General features: G+C 62.3%; 14 protein-coding genes and 1 pseudogene. 9 read left to right on the forward strand and 6 right to left on the reverse strand.

What is annotated here, in order from left to right; genetic code table 11:
• Positions 1-58 precede the first annotated feature (58 nt).
• From OUO20_RS10825 to glmS, 3 genes and pseudogenes are all read right to left on the reverse strand, one after another.
• Entirely contained in the window at positions 59-1,642 is a 1,584-nt protein-coding gene (locus OUO20_RS10825; protein WP_018769183.1) for an NAD(P)H-hydrate epimerase, read from the reverse strand.
• Positions 1,643-1,657: 15 nt separating this feature from the next.
• Positions 1,658-2,005: a holo-ACP synthase gene (locus OUO20_RS10830; RefSeq protein ID WP_013601780.1), complete on the reverse strand. Its 348-nt coding sequence runs from the start codon at positions 2,003-2,005 to the stop codon at positions 1,658-1,660.
• A 187-nt stretch (positions 2,006-2,192) separates the two neighbouring features.
• Positions 2,193-4,084, reverse strand: a pseudogene (glmS, locus tag OUO20_RS10835) (glutamine--fructose-6-phosphate transaminase (isomerizing)).
• A 117-nt stretch (positions 4,085-4,201) separates the two neighbouring features.
• Here glmS and coaA point away from each other — a divergent pair.
• The 3 genes from coaA to mscL are packed head-to-tail and all read left to right on the forward strand — an operon-like array spanning position 4,202 to position 6,492.
• Positions 4,202-5,197: a type I pantothenate kinase gene (coaA, locus tag OUO20_RS10840; protein WP_186447803.1), complete on the forward strand. Its 996-nt coding sequence runs from the start codon at positions 4,202-4,204 to the stop codon at positions 5,195-5,197.
• 5 nt (positions 5,198-5,202) lie between these two features.
• Positions 5,203-6,066 (forward strand): M15 family metallopeptidase, encoded by an 864-nt coding sequence (locus OUO20_RS10845; protein ID WP_268001715.1) that lies wholly within the window; start codon positions 5,203-5,205, stop codon positions 6,064-6,066.
• A gap of 24 nt (positions 6,067-6,090) precedes the next feature.
• Positions 6,091-6,492, forward strand: coding sequence for a large conductance mechanosensitive channel protein MscL (gene mscL / locus OUO20_RS10850; RefSeq protein WP_056389022.1), 402 nt, complete (start codon positions 6,091-6,093; stop codon positions 6,490-6,492).
• A gap of 80 nt (positions 6,493-6,572) precedes the next feature.
• Here mscL and glmM read toward each other — a convergent pair whose 3' ends face one another.
• Positions 6,573-7,934 (reverse strand): phosphoglucosamine mutase, encoded by a 1,362-nt coding sequence (gene glmM / locus OUO20_RS10855; protein WP_026265751.1) that lies wholly within the window; start codon positions 7,932-7,934, stop codon positions 6,573-6,575.
• A 183-nt stretch (positions 7,935-8,117) separates the two neighbouring features.
• On the opposite strand from glmM, the gene OUO20_RS10860 reads away from it, so the two are divergent.
• The 3 genes from OUO20_RS10860 to OUO20_RS10870 all read left to right on the forward strand — a co-directional run bounded on the left by OUO20_RS10860 (position 8,118) and on the right by OUO20_RS10870 (position 13,278).
• A complete protein-coding gene (locus OUO20_RS10860) occupies positions 8,118-9,356 on the forward strand; it encodes a bifunctional glycosyltransferase family 2/GtrA family protein (RefSeq protein ID WP_268001716.1) in 1,239 nt (412 codons plus the stop codon).
• Positions 9,357-9,445: 89 nt separating this feature from the next.
• On the forward strand, positions 9,446-11,293 hold the full coding sequence (locus OUO20_RS10865) for a glycosyltransferase family 39 protein (protein ID WP_268001717.1): 1,848 nt from the start codon (positions 9,446-9,448) through the stop codon (positions 11,291-11,293).
• Positions 11,290-13,278: an ArnT family glycosyltransferase gene (locus tag OUO20_RS10870; protein WP_268001718.1), complete on the forward strand. Its 1,989-nt coding sequence runs from the start codon at positions 11,290-11,292 to the stop codon at positions 13,276-13,278. Before OUO20_RS10865 ends, OUO20_RS10870 begins: the two co-directional genes overlap by 4 nt.
• Before the next feature lie 53 nt (positions 13,279-13,331).
• Here OUO20_RS10870 and rpsI read toward each other — a convergent pair whose 3' ends face one another.
• Positions 13,332-13,835: a 30S ribosomal protein S9 gene (gene rpsI, locus OUO20_RS10875; protein ID WP_268001719.1), complete on the reverse strand. Its 504-nt coding sequence runs from the start codon at positions 13,833-13,835 to the stop codon at positions 13,332-13,334.
• Between the two features lie 38 nt (positions 13,836-13,873).
• On the reverse strand, positions 13,874-14,317 hold the full coding sequence (rplM, locus tag OUO20_RS10880; RefSeq protein ID WP_015937805.1) for a 50S ribosomal protein L13: 444 nt from the start codon (positions 14,315-14,317) through the stop codon (positions 13,874-13,876).
• Between the two features lie 303 nt (positions 14,318-14,620).
• Between rplM and OUO20_RS10885 the strand changes: the two genes are divergently transcribed.
• The 3 genes from OUO20_RS10885 to OUO20_RS10895 all read left to right on the forward strand — a co-directional run bounded on the left by OUO20_RS10885 (position 14,621) and on the right by OUO20_RS10895 (position 16,272).
• Positions 14,621-15,277, forward strand: coding sequence for a prepilin peptidase (locus OUO20_RS10885; protein WP_268001720.1), 657 nt, complete (start codon positions 14,621-14,623; stop codon positions 15,275-15,277).
• A gap of 276 nt (positions 15,278-15,553) precedes the next feature.
• Positions 15,554-15,766 (forward strand): Flp family type IVb pilin, encoded by a 213-nt coding sequence (locus OUO20_RS10890; protein WP_268001721.1) that lies wholly within the window; start codon positions 15,554-15,556, stop codon positions 15,764-15,766.
• 116 nt (positions 15,767-15,882) lie between these two features.
• The gene (locus OUO20_RS10895; RefSeq protein WP_268001722.1) at positions 15,883-16,272 is read left to right on the forward strand and encodes a TadE/TadG family type IV pilus assembly protein; all 390 of its coding nucleotides are present in this window, start codon (positions 15,883-15,885) and stop codon (positions 16,270-16,272) included.
• Positions 16,273-16,277: the final 5 nt, after the last annotated feature.

Genomic DNA, 16,277 nt, shown 5'->3' on the forward strand with positions numbered 1-16,277 from the left:
ATTTTGTGGTCAGCAGCAGAGGGCATCGGTACGCCCCGCTGCTGGTGCGAACTAATGCCTACCGTAGTGGTTGGCTGTGACTATTACGTTTCCAGGCTCCATATTTACTAAGCATGCTGACTTTACCCCAAATTTCGGGTATGGCATTCGCGACGCCGCCTGCCGTGATCGGACCACCTGTCACCGCCTCCGACGCCGCCAGCCCTGCCCGCCCGTGCAGCGCGGCGCCCAGTGCGGCGATGGCGGCCCACCGCCCCTCCGCCGCTATGCCCACCTCACTGAAGCGGCCGACGTCGGGCCCCGCCTGGGCGAGCAGCGCACCAATGACCCCGGCCAGGACGTCCCCACTGCCTGCAGTGGCGAGCCAGGGCGTACCGTCCGCCTGGCTGAAGGTCTCTCCCCAGGGTGCCGCCACGAGTGTGGTGGCGCCTTTGAGCAGGACGGTGGCTCCCGTACGGTTGGCGGCCTGGCGTACGGCGGCGAGGGTTCCGGCTTCCACGGCTTCCCGGTCCTCCCCACCGCCCAGGCGTTGGAACAGCGACGCCAGCTCGCCGGCGTGCGGGGTCAGCACCATGTGCGGGGCGAGCATGGCCGGCAACGCGGGCAGCGCGCCGGCGTCGGCAACGACGGGAAGTCCGGACGCGATGGCATCGCGGGCACGCGTCAACTGGTCATGGTCCTGCGGGCCCATGCCCGAGCCCACCAGCCATGCCTGCACCCGGTTGTCGGCCACGCTCCCGGTGCTGCACACCACCTCAGGGCAGGACTGCCGGACGAGGTCGGCCACGGCCGGCGGACCGAGGTACCGCACCATGCCGACTCCTGCGGCCAGGGCGCCCCGGCACGCCAGGACTGCGGCGCCGGGATAGTCTTCGGATCCGGCCACCACTCCCAGCACTCCGCGGGAGTACTTTTGGGCCCGCCGTGCAGGACGGGGCAGGAGGTGGGCCAGTTCGGCATCCTCCAGCCGGCGAAGGGACGGCTGCGGCAGGTGCTCCTCGATCCCGATCGGCACCACCAGGACGCGTCCAGCATGGTCCGCGCCCGGGTCCGCCAGCAGGCCGGCCTTCGCTCCCCCGAACGTCACGGTCAGGTCAGCGGAAAGGACCGGCCCGGCTGCCTCGCCGGTATCGGCGTCCACGCCGCTCGGGAGGTCGCAGGCCACCACCAAACCGCTCCTGATGCCGTCACTGACAGCCTGGACCAGGTCTGCAGCGCTGCCCCGCAGCCCGCCTTTCGCTCCGGTCCCCAGCACGGCGTCAATGACGACGTCGGCCGCGGCAGCTTCCGCCGCCAGTCCCGGGATTGCAGATTCAGTGAGCCGGTGCACCCGGCCGCCGGCGCGCTCGAATGCCGCAAGGCCAGCCGGATGGGCGGAATCGCCGGTGAGTACCGCCGTCGTGCGCATTCCGCGGGCGGCAAGGAAGGCGGCTGCGAACAGGCCATCGCCACCGTTGTTGCCCTTGCCGGCCAGCACCACCACGCGGGCACCGCTCAGGCGGCGGCCCCGGGACTTGAGTTCCTGGACGACGGCGCCGGCCAGGCCGTGTGCGGCGCGCTGCATGAGCACGTCCCCCAGGCCGGTGGCCAGGAGGGGTTGCTCGGCGGCCCGGACCTGCGTTCCGGTGTAGGCGTTGATCATGCGGCGGCTGCCTGGTCAGCCTTCGGCCAGGACCGTTGCGGTGGCGATGCCGCCGTCGTGGCTGATGGACAGGTGCCAGCGCTTGACGCCTTTGGCCTCGGCAACCGCAAGGACGGTCCCCTTGACCTGGACGGTGGGTCCGTTGTGGTCAAGGCCGATCCAGCAGTCCTGCCAGTTCATGCCGGCGGGCGCACCGAGGACCTTGGCCACGGCTTCCTTCGCGGCGAACCTGGCTGCCAGGGAGCGGGTGTTCAGTTCCCGTTCCGCCGGCACGAACAGCCGGTCCCTCAGGCCCGGCGTCCGTTCCAGCTGGCGGCCGAACCGCTCGATGTCTACTACGTCTACCCCGATGCCAACGATCATGGGCTTCATTCTACGGGGGCGCGCCTGGCCGGAAGCGGGTGCAGGGTGCGGTTTGACCCCGGAAATTGCGGTTGTCCGCCATCAGCGCAAACACCTGGTTTTGGCACGGCAGGGTTAAGGGTGAAAGCCCCGGGCCCACTGACTGGTTCAGTGGGCCCGGGGCTTTCAGCTGTTCATTGGCTGGCTGTTACTCGACGGTGACGCTCTTGGCGAGGTTGCGGGGCTGGTCCACGTCGTAGCCCTTGGCTGCCGCGAGTTCCGCGGCGAAGATCTGCAGCGGGACGGTGGTCAGCAGGGGCATGAGCAGGGTGGGGGTTTCGGGGACGTAGAAGACGTACTCGGCGTAGGCCTTGACGGCTTCGTCGCCTTCCTCGGCGATGACCAGGGTGCGGGCGCCGCGGGCGCGGACTTCCTGGATGTTGGAGACCACCTTGGCGTGCAGCGAGTCGCGGCCGCGCGGGGACGGGACCACCACGAACACCGGCTGGCCTTCATCGATCAGGGCGATGGGGCCGTGCTTGAGCTCACCGGCCGCGAAGCCCTCCGCGTGGATGTACGCGATTTCCTTGAGCTTCAGCGCGCCCTCGAGGGCCACCGGGTAGCCCACGTGGCGGCCCAGGAACAGCACGGACTTCTCGTTCGCCATGCTGCGGGCCAGTTCGCGCAGCGGCCCGGCGTTGTCCAGGATGGTCTGGATCTTCGCGGGGATCTTGTTCAGGTCCGCGAGGACGTCCTTGATCTGGCCGGAGAAGATGTTGCCGCGCAGCTGGGCGAGGTACAGGCCCAGCAGGTAGGCGGCGGTGATCTGCGCCAGGAACGCCTTGGTGGACGCCACCGCGATTTCCGGGCCGGCGTGCGTGTACAGCACGGCGTCGGATTCGCGCGGGATGGTGGAGCCGTTGGTGTTGCAGATGGAGATGGTCTTGGCGCCCTGTTCGCGGGCGTACCGGACTGCCATCAGCGTGTCCATGGTCTCGCCGGACTGGCTGATGGAGACCACCAGGGTGTTCTGGTCCAGGATCGGGTCCCGGTAGCGGAACTCGTGTGCCAGCTCCACTTCCGTGGGGATCCGGCACCAGTTCTCGATGGCGTACTTGGCCACCATGCCCGCGTAGGCGGCGGTGCCGCAGGCCAGCACGATGATCTTGTTGACCTGCTTCAGCAGTTCCGGATCAATCCGCAGCTCGTCCAGGGTCAGCTTGCCCTTGATGTCCGAACGTCCCAGCAGGGTCTGCGCCACGGCGTCGGGCTGGTCGTGGATTTCCTTCTCCATGAAGGAGGAGAAGCCGCCCTTTTCCGCGGAGGCCGGGTCCCAGTCCACGTGGTATTCCTTGCCCTGGGCCGGGTTGCCGTAGAAATCGGTGATCTCCACCGTGTCCGCGGTGATGGTCACGATCTGGTCCTGGCCCAGCTCCACCGCGCGGCGGGTGTAGTCGATGAACCCTGACACGTCCGAGCCCAGGAAGTTCTCCCCTCGCCCAGGCCCACCACCAGCGGTGAGTTGCGGCGGGCGGCCACGACGACGTCGGGCTGGTCCGCGTGCACGGCCAGCAGGGTGAAGGCGCCCTCCAGGCGCTGGCAGGCCAGCTCCATGGCGCGGGTCAGGCCACCGTTCGCGGTGTCCCCGCCCAGCTTGTTCCGGAGGATGTCGGCCAGCAGCGCGGCAGCGACCTCGGTGTCCGTCTCGGACAGGAACGTGACGCCCTTTTCAAGCAGCTCGAGCTTGAGCTCGGCGAAGTTTTCGATGATGCCGTTGTGGATCACGGCCAGCTTGCCGCCGTCAGCCAGGTGCGGGTGCGCGTTGCGGTCCGTCGGGCCGCCGTGCGTGGCCCAGCGGGTGTGTCCGATCCCGGTCACCGTCTCAGGCAACGGGCGGGCCTCCAGCTCGGCAATCAGGTTGCTCAGCTTTCCGGACTTCTTCCGCGACTCAATGGCGCCCTTGGACACCACTGCCACGCCGGCAGAGTCATAACCGCGGTACTCCAGGCGGCGCAGTCCTTCAAGGACAACATCCAGGGCACTGTGACCGTTAATTGCACCGTCAACCGGACGGCCTACGTATCCCACGATTCCACACATAGGCACAAGACTATCGGCAGCGTGCCTGTTGCTCTAAACCGGCGGCCCACCCGGCGGGGCTTTTACGGGGGCCTGCGTGACGGGCTCCGCCGCGCTGAGCAGGGCGCTCATTTCGTGATGGGCCGGGCGCGGGGCAGAATCTTTAGCGTGACTTCGCAACGCAATGAAGCGAACGGGGAGGGTGCCTCGCCGTTCGTGGAGCTGGACCGGCAAACCTGGTCCCGGCTCGCAGCCCAGATGGAACAGCCCCTTAATGAAGAGGATGTGCTGCGCCTTCGCGGGCTCGGTGACCCCCTGGACATCAATGAAGTCAGGGATGTCTACCTGCCGCTGTCACGGCTGCTGCACCTGTACGTTGAGGCGGCGGGGCAGCTGCACGCGGCCACTACCACGTTCCTGGGCGAGCAGACCCAGCGCACCCCGTTCGTGATCGGCGTGGCCGGTTCGGTTGCCGTGGGCAAGTCCACCATCGCCCGCGTGCTGCGTGAGATGCTCCGCCGCTGGCCGGGCACCCCCAACGTGGAACTCATCACCACCGATGGCTTCCTCTACCCCCTGGCCGAACTCAAGCGCCGGCAACTGCTGGACCGGAAGGGCTTCCCGGAGTCCTACGACCGGCGGGCGCTGCTGCGCTTCGTGAGCGAGATCAAGGGCGGCGCCGAGGAAGTGCGCGCGCCCTGGTACTCCCACGTCACGTACGACATCGTGCCCGGCAAGGAAGTGGTGGTCCGCCGCCCGGACGTGCTCATCGTGGAGGGCCTGAACGTCCTGGCTCCGGCACGGCCCCGGCATGACGGCCGCCAGGGGCTGGCACTGAGCGACTTCTTTGACTTCTCCATCTATGTCGATGCCAAGACCTCCTACATTGAGGAGTGGTACGTGGACCGGTTCCGGAAGCTGCGCAGCACCGCGTTCGCGCAGCCGGAGTCCTACTTCCACCGCTACGCCACGCTGTCCGACGAGGAAGCCGAAACCACGGCACGCGACATCTGGAAGCGGATCAACGAGCCCAACCTGGAGGAGAATGTCCTTCCCACGCGGGGGCGGGCGCAGCTGGTGCTGACCAAAGAAGCGGACCACTCCATTCGCCGCATGCTCCTCCGGAAGGTGTAGCACAGGTGTGCTACCAATGCGGGTCCCCCAGCCGGCGCAGCTTCACCCGGTTCCTCGCAGCGGGGGCCGGGCTGACTGTCCTCTCAGCGTGCACGCCTGAGGCACCCAAGGCCGTGCCGGCGTCGTCCGCTGCTTCTTCCGCAGCCCCCTCCCCTGCTGCGGTCACCGCTTCAGCGGGCCCGACGGCGGAAGCCGCCACGGTGGGCCAGTCACCGGAGGTGCCGTCCCCCGCACCGTCACCGTCGCCGTCGGCGGCCCTGGCGCGTCAGTTTTCGCTTGATGACCCGGCCAGCCAGTGGGTCATCGTCAACAAGCACCGGCCCCTGAAGCCGGCGGACTTTGTGCCGGCTGACCTGGTGCGTCCCGCCGTCGCCATTTCCGCCGCGGGCGAGGCGGCGCTGTTGAACAGCACGACGGCTGCGGCGGCCGAAGCGATGTTCGCGGCCGCCGCGCAGGATGGCGTGGCTTTGGTCCTGGCCAGCGGCTACCGCTCGTACAGCACGCAGGTGACCACCTACAACGGGTACGTCGCGGCGCGCGGGCAAGCCGATGCCGACACGGCCAGTGCCCGGCCCGGCCACTCGGAGCACCAGACGGGGTGGGCGTTCGACATCGCGGACGGCGGGGGCGCCTGCAGCTTCCAGCCGTGCTTTGCCGACCAGCCAGCGGCGTCCTGGGCGAAAGCCAACGGCCACCGCTTCGGATTCGTGGTGCGGTATCCCTGGATGCTGCACCCCGTCACGGGGTACTACTACGAGCCGTGGCACCTGCGGTACGTGGGCGTGGAGGCGGCCACGGACATGCTGAACCGGGGCATCGGCACGCTGGAGGAATACTTCGGCCTGGAGGCGGCACCGGCGTACCTGTAATGCCGGTGCGCTAGGTTGGTTTCCATGCTTAGTGGATTCAAAAACTTCATCATGAAGGGCAACGTGGTTGACCTTGCCGTCGCCGTCGTCATGGGTACTGCTTTCGGCGCCGTGGTGACGGCGCTGGTCAACAAAGTGCTGATGCCCTTCGTCTCAGGCCTGGTGGGTGCACCCAACTTCGACAGCTTCGGAAGGGTGGAGCTGAACGGCAACGCCATCGAGTTCGGGGTGCTGCTGACCGCTGTGGTGAACTTCCTGCTCATTGCGGCGGCCATCTATTTTGTGGTGGTGATGCCGATGAACATCATGATTGAGCGCCGCAACCGCCGGCTTGGGATCAACAAGGATGTGAAGAAGGACGCTGCAGAGGATCCGCAGGTTGCGCTCCTGACCGAGATCCGGGATGCATTGAAGGACCGGGTCTAAGCCTTTCCAACCGCAAAGTGGCCCGTCTCCATGTTGGGAGGCGGGCCACTCTTTTCTGCGGTTGTTTTGAGCCGCGCCGGCTAGTTGGAGGCGAGCTCCAGCGCGAGTTCGGTGCGGACCACCTGGGCCAGGTGTTCGGCGATGGACTGGGCCGTCTCCTCGTCGGCGGCCTCCACCATGACGCGGACCACGGGCTCGGTGCCGGATGGGCGGAGCAAGACGCGGCCGGTTTCCCCAAGCGCTGCTTCCGCCGATGCCACGGCCTGGGCCAGGACGTCGCTGCTGCCCACGCGGGTGCGGTCCACGCCCTTGACGTTGATGAGGACCTGCGGGAGCTTGGTCATCACGGTGGCGAGTTCCTTGAGCGGTTTCCCGGTCAGGGCCACCTGTGCGGCGAGCTGCAGGCCGGTGAGGAGGCCGTCGCCGGTGGTGGCGTGGTCGGCGAAGATGACGTGGCCGGACTGTTCGCCGCCCAGGTTGTAGCCGCCGTCGCGCATGCCCTCCAGCACGTAGCGGTCCCCCACCGCGGTTTCCACGATGGTGATGCCGGCTTCGCGGAGGGCGATCTTCAGGCCGAGGTTGCTCATGACGGTGGCTACCAGGACGTCATCCTTGAGTTTGCCGGAGTTCTTGAGCGCGACGGCGAGGATGGCCATGATCTGGTCGCCGTCAACCTCGTTGCCTTCGTGGTCCACGGCCAGGCAGCGGTCGGCATCGCCGTCGTGGGCGATTCCCAGGTTGGCACCGTACTTGATCACGGCTTCCTTGAGCGGGCCGAGGTGGGTGGAGCCGACGCCGTCGTTGATGTTGAGTCCGTCCGGATCGGCGCCGATGACGACCACGTCAGCTCCGGCGTCCTTGAAGAGCTGGGGCGAGCAGCCGCTGGCCGCACCGTTGGCGCAGTCAAGGACCACGGTGAGGCCATCGAGGCGGTGCGGGAGGGTCCGGAGCAGGTGGACGATGTAGCGGTCCTCTGCGTCGGAGAAGCGCTGTATGCGGCCTACGTCGGCGCCGGTGGGCCGGACGGCTTCCTTGCCCATCTGGGCTTCGATGGCGTCCTCCACCTCGTCGGGCAGCTTCTGGCCGCCGCGGGCGAAGAACTTGATGCCGTTATCCGGTGCCGGGTTGTGGGAGGCGGAGATCATGACGCCGAAATCCGCGTCCAGGTCCGCCACCAGGTAAGCGGCCGCGGGGGTGGGCAACACCCCTGCGTCATAGACGTCGATGCCTGAGCTGGAGAGCCCGGCTTCCACGGCTGCGGCGATGAATTCGCCGCTGGCGCGCGGGTCACGGGCCAGCACGGCGCGGGGCCGGGAGCCGTTGGAGTTGCGGTCGTGGCCGAGCACGACGGCGGCCGCCTGGGCCAGCTGCAGGGCGAGTTCTGCTGTCAGCAGGCCGTTGGCCAGCCCCCGGACACCATCAGTTCCAAATAATCTAGACACCGGTCAAGTGTAGAGGATCGGTGCATTGGAACCTGCGTAGGCGACTCCTTCTGGCCCGGATCTACTTGGTGAGTACCTGCCTGTTGCCTCGGCCAATTACTGGGACTACCTGCTTTTTTCGTTGCTACCTGTCTTTGCTCTAAACCCTCGCCACGCCTATTTGGCGGCCCCTACGATCCATGCATGACACCTAGCTATGGGGGCTTGGCGCTCGAAATTGTAGTACCGGTCTACAACGAAGAAGCGGTACTCGAACGCAGCATCACAAGGCTCGCCGAATATCTGACGAATGAAATGCCGTCGACGTGGAAAATTACCATCGCCGATAATGCGAGCACCGACAGGACTCCGGTGATTGCCGCTCGACTCAGCGAGCACATGCAGAATGTTGGATACCGGCGCCTTGAGGTCAAGGGACGAGGCTACGCGTTGAGAGACGCTTGGAGTGCTTCCGAAGCGAAAGTTCTGGCCTATCTTGACGTTGATCTATCCACCGATCTTGCCGCACTGCTGCCCCTTGTGGCTCCCCTGCTGTCCGGCCATTCCGACATTTCAATCGGCACTCGTCTGGGCCAGAGCGCGCGGGTAAGGCGGGGGCCGAAGCGTGAGTTCATCTCCAGGTCCTACAACTTTCTACTCCGACGCACCATGCAGGTCAGGTTTTCTGATGCCCAATGTGGGTTCAAGGCCATTCGAGCCGATGTCGCTAAGAGGCTGCTTCCCCACATTGAGGACAACTGTTGGTTTTTCGACACTGAGTTGTTGATTATTGCTGAACGATCAGGCCTTCGTATCCATGAAATTCCCGTTGACTGGGTAGACGATCCTGACAGCCGTGTGGACATTAAACAGACAGCTCTCGACGACCTCCGTGGAATGGTACGTGTAAGCACCTCCCTTGTGAAGGGACTCATCCCAGTCCAGGCAATTTACGCTGAACTAGGCCGCCGGCCAATGACTCAAGTTAGCCGGCCGAGCTTCTTTGGACAGGTGCTCCGTTTTGGGCTTGTGGGTGTCGCCTCGACCTTGGCTTTCGCGCTTCTCTACCTCGCCATGCAGGGGCCCTTTGGATCCCAGGAAGCCAACTTCCTTGCACTTCTGCTTACAGCGGTGGGGAATACAGCGGCGAACCGTAGGTTCACCTTCGGTATCAGTGGCCCAGAGAAGCTGTTTACCCAACAGTTCCAGGGGTTCCTCGTGTTCTTACTTGCCTGGAGCATAACGTCATCGTCGCTGCTGGTACTGCACTCGATTAACGCCATTGCTGCACCAAATTTGGAACTCCTAGTCCTCACTGCAGCCAATATTCTTGCAACCCTGATGCGGTTCGTACTCTTACGCCTCTGGGTGTTTCGAGTCAAACGGGAAGCTCGCCCTACAGCTGCCGCACGTTTGTGGCCTCAGGGTCAGTCCGCCCCATGAATACTCCCGCACAAGAGAAAATCCCTGGCGGCTCTCCACCCGCTGCAGTTCAAAGTTTAGACACGCCTTCCTCACCGTCCGCTCGGTTCGTGCGTAAGATCCCCTCATTTCCTCGCTTGGAATGGGCTGCGCTCGCTACTATTCTCCTGCTGACTGGTTTCCTCTACTGCTGGGGACTAGACAGGAACGGCTGGGCAAACGCGTACTATTCCGCGGCCGCCATGGCCGGATCCCAAAACTGGTCGGCATTCCTCTACGGATCTTTCGATCCCGGCAACGCCATTACGGTAGACAAACCGCCGATGAGTATCTGGATTATGGCGCTGTCCGTACGACTTTTTGGCCTCAGTAGTTGGAGCATATTGCTACCACAGGCGTTCATGGGTGTGTCCACGGTATTCCTGCTGCACTTACTCGTTCGGAATCGGTTTGGTACCGCCGTCGGTCTCTTGGCGGCCTCCTTCATGGCAGTAACACCCGTCAGCACAGTCATGTTTAGGTACAACAACCCTGACGCGCTGCTGGTCCTCATCATGGTGGCAGTTGCGTTCACCGTTCTGAAGGCCATTGACGAACGCCGACTGCGCTGGCTGATCTTTGCGGGAGCACTTGTGGGTGCTGGGTTTCTCACAAAGCAATTGCAGATAGGGCTGATTCTGCCAGGTCTCGTTATTACGTACTTGTCCTTTGCGCGGGCGAGCTTGTCTAAACGCTTGCTGCACCTGTTCATGGCAGGCGGCACTGCATCTTTAGTAGCAGGAACATGGCTTCTCTTGGTTCAGCTTGCTGATCCGGCGACCCGTCCATTTATTGGCGGGTCACGAACGAACAGCACCCTTGAACTGGCGTTGGGATACAACGGCCTCGATCGGCTCACTGGCGCAGATGCAAGCCGAACCATCACCAGTTCGACCGCCGCCATCGCAGACAAGCTGGACGCAGGGTTCCAGAGGTTCTTATTACCCCAATTCTCCGGACAATTCGCCTGGTTCCTTCCCTTCGCAGTGGTGGGAATAATCGTTGCGATCTGGTACTTTCGCAAAAATCCAAAACTAACTTCGACTCATGCCCTTGTGGTGTTTTCTGCGGTTTGGTTGATTACGACCGCTACGGTTCTCGCTTATATGTCCGGAATAGTTCATCCGTACTACTCGCTTACGGCTACGCCACCCCTGTCGGCGTTGGCGGCATCTGGCATCTTGTTTTGCACCCGGCGGCTAAGGCATGTGCCGTTTAGACTCCTAATTTCCGTGGCAATGATCGCCTATCTGTTTCTGGCCACAGTTACCGTATTTCGCTCCGTAGCCGACTTTCCGTGGCTACCCTCACTTGTCGCGGTCGCCGGAGGACTCACAATGACGTTATTACTGGTTCCGCCCCCAAATTTGTTTATGACGAGAGTCACCACGGGCGCTTTAATAGGCACCGTGATAATGTGCCCGCTTCTCTGGTCCGTGGATTCCGTGGGTTCCCCCCATGTTGGGGCCGGAGTCACAGCAGGGCCGGGCATCCTTGGCATCAGAGGCGATCATCCGGATCCGAAGCTGAGGGGTCCCCGTCTTTCCGCTGGACTCACAGCGGTAATAACCGGCGACCCGGCGCAACCAGGATTGCTACGCAGAATTCGAACCGTCGATGACTCGGTGACATGGGCAGCAGCGACAATTGGAGCTGAAAGTGCCGCCAACCTGCAGTTGGCCAGCGGCCGTGGAATCCTTTCGTTGGGCGGCTTTGATGGCACGGACCCTTACCCCACACTAGAAAGTTTTCAACAAATGATTCGTGAAGGCCGAGTAGGAGCACTGACGTTTCAAACCCTGCCCCCGCTCACTTTGGAGGGCCAAGGCGAGGCAGCAAAGATCGTCGCATGGGTCCGAAGCCATTACGCCGCCGAGAACGTGGATGGTGCTGAACTCTTCCAATTTCCGGCACCATGACGCCACTGCCCCTCGATACAAATGCTTCCCAGGACGCACACCTGGGACATGTGAAGCAGGCCCCACGTCAAGGGCGAAGGGAGGAACTGAGGCGTCCAGAAGCCACTCAACGAGGCCATGCCCGGCAGAAGAACTGGCAAGGCCAAGAATGGAACGACCGCAGGGAAGGTGCTGCTCTCGGCGTGCTTCTCCTCGCGACAGCCGTGCTGTACTTGTGGCGTCTGGACGCTAATGGCTGGGCCAATCCCTATTACTCAGCAGCCGCACAGGCCGGGGCTATGGACTGGACCGCATGGTTTTACGGGTCAGCGGACGCCGGCAACCTGGTGACTGTCGATAAGACACCTTTGAGCGTCTGGATCATGGGCTTATCAGTGCGCCTCTTCGGTCTGAGTTCGTGGAGCATTTTGCTTCCCCAAACCTTAATGGGAGTTACTACCACCTGGCTCATCTACAAGACCATCAGGACAACTTCGACACCACACGTTGCCCTCCTTGGGGCGGCCGTTTATGCCACAACTCCTGTCGTCGTACTCATGTCCCGGTTCAACAATCCCGAACCCCTGATGGGACTCCTCGTTGTCGCGGCGGTCTACTTCGCGGTCAAGGCAATCGAGGATGGCCGATGGCGCTGGTTTTTGCTCTGCGGCGCGGCGCTGGGGTTCGGTTTTATGGCTAAACAGATACAGGCCCTCCTGGTTGTACCGAGCTTGATCCTAGCCGTCTTATTTCTTGGAACGAGCCCACTCGGCGCGCGGATAATGCGGCTAGTTGGGGCATTCGCCGTACTTCTGGTTACAGCAGGCTGGTGGGTGCTGATTGTGGAACTAGTTCCAGCATCACAACGCCCTTACATAGGCGGTTCCGCCAACAACAGCGCCCTCCAATTGACTATGGGTTACAACGGCATCGGACGCTTCGCGCAATTCACGAATCATGATGGAGTGCCTGTACCGAGTGAATCCCAGTCCCTTCCGAACACAATCATCGCTGGCTTTTCACGATTGTTCAGTGCCGATTTCGCCCCAGAGGCCGCGTGGTTACTATTTCCGTCTCTTGCATGCGCGCTGGTTCTGTTGGTACTGCGAGACCCGTCCAGTCGACAAAAGACCTCGGCCACAGCTCTCATTGCATCAACTTGGCTCATCACGGTAGTTGGAGTTCTCGCAATGGCCGGAACGATGGTTCACTCCTACTACACATTCTCGTTTGCCGCCCCCATGGCAATTGTGCTGCCGCTCGGCCTCCGACAGCTTTGGACTTCCCGCCACCGGTTGGTCAGCCGGGCGATTGGCTCGGTTGTTATCGCGGCAACAGGCTATCTTGCGTCCAAAATCTTGGAGTACAGCCACGACTGGCCACCGGGTTGGCAACTGCTGCTCCCTGTGGGTTGCTTCGCGGCAAGCCTGCTGTGGTTGTTGCCGCAAGGTAAAACTAGAATGGCAATCCTCCTGCCCGTTGCACTCTCCCTACTTATGGGTCCGGCCGTGACCAACCTCTACACAGTCAGTACGCCACAGGGCGGAACTAATCCGTTGTCAGGGCCGCCCTCGGCCTTCGACGGCTCATTATCCAAAAGGTTCGAGGCAGCCCGGCAGGGCGAGGATCTCCGGAGTCTCCACCTAGCGTTCGGTGCCCCGCCTAATCCGGAACTCGTGCAGCTCCTGCGAGCTAACACTGGCGATGAGACCTGGGCTGCTATGACTGTGACGGCGCAAAACGCGGCGTTATACCAGCTTGAATCACGAAGACCTGTAGCCGCTCTAGGTGGCTGGCTCGGGCTGGATCCCACTCCGACGCTGGAGGTGTTCCAAAATCTTGTGGCTCAGGGCCACATTGGCTATTTCATTGACCAGCCCGGGCTGTTGGCGGAGCAAAAGGTTGGCAAGGAGGCGGAAACCATCCTTCAGTGGATCCATGAAAACTTCATCCCAACCAAGCTCGGAGCTGAAACAATTTATGACCTAACAGTGCATCAGCCCTAAACAACAAAAGCCCGCCCCACCAAATGGCGGGACGGGCTTCTGTGCATGCGGACTTAGCGCTTGGAGTACTGCTGGGCCTTGCGGGCCTTCTTGAGACCTGCCTTCTTACGCTCGATGACACGGGCGTCGCGGGACAGGTAACCGGCCTTCTTCAGCGTGGCGCGGTTGTTCTCGACGTCGATCTCGTTCAGCGAACGGGCGATGCCGAGGCGCAGGGCACCGGCCTGGCCGGAGATGCCGCCGCCGTGGATGCGGGCGATGACGTCGTAGGCGCCTTCGAGATCGAGGATCTTGAAGGGTTCGTTGACGTCCTGCTGGTGGAGCTTGTTCGGGAAGTAGTTCGCCAGCTCGCGGCCATTGATGGTCCACTTGCCGGAGCCGGGCACAACGCGGACGCGTGCAACGGCTTCCTTACGGCGACCAACGGCTGCGCCGGCAACGGTCAGGGCCGGGCGCTCCTTCTTGGGAGCAGCTTCAGCAGCTGAGCTCTCAGAGGTGTAGCTGGTCAGGTTTTCCTCGGCCGCGACGACCTCGGTGGTCTCTTCGTTCTGAGCCACGATTCTCCTTGTATAGATAAGTTGTTTGGTGGCCAGGACTACTGGGCGACCTGGGTGATTTCGAAAGTCTTGGGCTGCTGGGCGGCGTGCGGGTGCTCAGCACCGCGGTACACCTTCAGCTTGCCGAGCTGCTGGGCAGCCAGGGAGTTCTTGGGGAGCATGCCCTTGATGGCCTTCTCAACGGCACGGACCGGGTTGGATTCCAGCAGTTCCGCATAGTTGACGGAGGTCAGGCCGCCCGGGTAGCCGGAGTGGCGGTATGCGCGCTTCTGCTCCAGCTTGGCACCGGTCAGGGCTACCTTTTCAGCGTTGATGATGATGACAAAGTCGCCCATGTCCATGTGGGATGCGAAAGTGGCCTTGTGCTTGCCGCGCAGCAGGATTGCGGTCTGGCTTGCAAGACGACCAAGGACAACGTCGGTGGCGTCAATGACGTGCCACTGGCGGTTGATATCGCCGGGCTTCGGGGTGTACGTACGCACGGTGTTTGCCTCGTTCTTGTTCTGGCGTTCTTGTTTAGGTGTCGCTAGCTCGCGCACCTACTGTCTGCGCGCTACCGGAACAGAGGTGAGGGCTCCATGTAACCAGTCATCCTGAAGTTCCGAATGTGCACGTTGAGTAGTTATCCTGCAACCGGATTCTCAAGCGGGCACGCACCATCGGAATAGGACACGCACAACGACTACCAAGATTAGCGCGTTAAGGTCTTCAGGGTCAAAATGGGTTAGCCGACGGCCACCGGGGCCCATGCCGGCTCAACCAACATGGGGGATACAGTGTTGTCAGTGGCGAACGTGGACTACAACAGTTGGCTGCTTGTCATTGGGGTCGGACTCCTGGGATGCGCCCTCTCCCCCATCGCCGAGATCCTGATCGCAAGATTCCTTCCGAGACTCGGTGGAGTGCCTATCCTGCGGGTTCGGATTACGACGGCGGCAATCACCGGCCTAGCGTGCATCGCCTTTACTTTGCATCTTGGAATTACCTTTAGCCTTCCATCCTTTCTATTCCTTGCATTGCTGGGCGTTCAGCTGGCACGGATTGACGTTTCACTCCACCTGCTGCCAAACGCACTTGTGTTTTTGCTGCTCGCCGGCGGTCTTTTGCTGCTTTTATTACCAGGAACACTTGGTAGGCAATCTGACGATCTACTTCGGGCAGTCCTCGGAGCCGTCATTTTGTTTGTTGCCTACCTGGTTTTGGGACTTATTTCCCCGGGCGGCATCGGCATGGGGGACGTGAAACTCGCAGCGCCCGTCGGGCTCTACCTCGGGTACTTAGGCTGGGGGCAGTTGCTTTACGGCGGGCTCCTCGGTTTCATCCTGAATGGCTTGGTTGCGGTGCTCGTGATTAGTAGAAAAGGCCGGAACAAGGCTACAGAGCTACCCCACGGCCCATCAATGCTCGGAGCCCTCGCAGCGGTTACGTTCTTCATCGGCTAGGAAGCACTGAGAGAACATCCCTAGGTCTCCGTGCCTCACAAAAGGTCACTCCAAGTAGTCGGCCGTGTACTCGCATCCTATTCCGAGTACAACCGTCATCTTTCAGGTACATAGTTTGCGCGCCTCTCGAGAAAGTCGAGTACCACTACGCATTGTTGCCATATGCCCCCCAGTGAGAATCTCTTCTTAGCGAAGTCCAGCCGCTAAAGATTTATGGGGGCAGCTGGAGATTCGTTGAAATCAAAATCATTCATTTCACCGAATTAAGGAAATAAAATGACTTCTCTTATGGTCTCGATGACTGCATTCATCGCCGGCATCAAGGATCGCTTCGAATCTGAAAAAGGGGCGACTGCAACGGAGTACTCACTCCTGATCGCCTTCGTAGCATTCGCCATCATCGTGGGCGCAGCCCTGTTCGGCCAGGCGCTCAGCAACTGGTTCTCGGATCTGGGCGTCGTGGTCGACGGCTGGACCACCGGCCCGTAGTAAAAGGCAGTTCACCAAGGACTTGTGCCGCGTCCGCGCAACGCGGGCGCGGCACAAGCTCTTTATCGCCAGCCTCAAGAACGCTCACCACAGTTGCAACAGCACAGGGGGACCCCTTGAAACGCAAAGCATCCCGCGCCGAAGAACGCAGTCGCGGCGCCGTCGCCGTCGAGTTCGCACTCGTGGCGCCAATACTTCTGGCGCTTCTCGGCGGCATCGTCGAGTTTGCCCATGCTTTCAATCTTCAAATTTCGGTCACCCAAGCGGCGCGTGAAGCGGCCCGGACGATGGCCATCACTAATAGCCAGGCGGAAGCAGAAACGGCGGCGGCCAACGGCGCTCCCGGCCTCGCCACAGACACGTTCTCTTACACGTTCACACCCACCACCTGCGTAGCCGACGGGACAGTCAACGTGGAAATCTCGTATACCGCCGACACCCTGACAGGCCTCTTTGGGAGCGGCGTCACCCTAGTCGGAGTAGGAGCAATGCGATGCGGTGGTTAGGAAAA

This window comes from Arthrobacter sp. FX8, assembly GCF_026723805.1.
Taxonomy (GTDB): Bacteria; Actinomycetota; Actinomycetes; order Actinomycetales; family Micrococcaceae; genus Arthrobacter.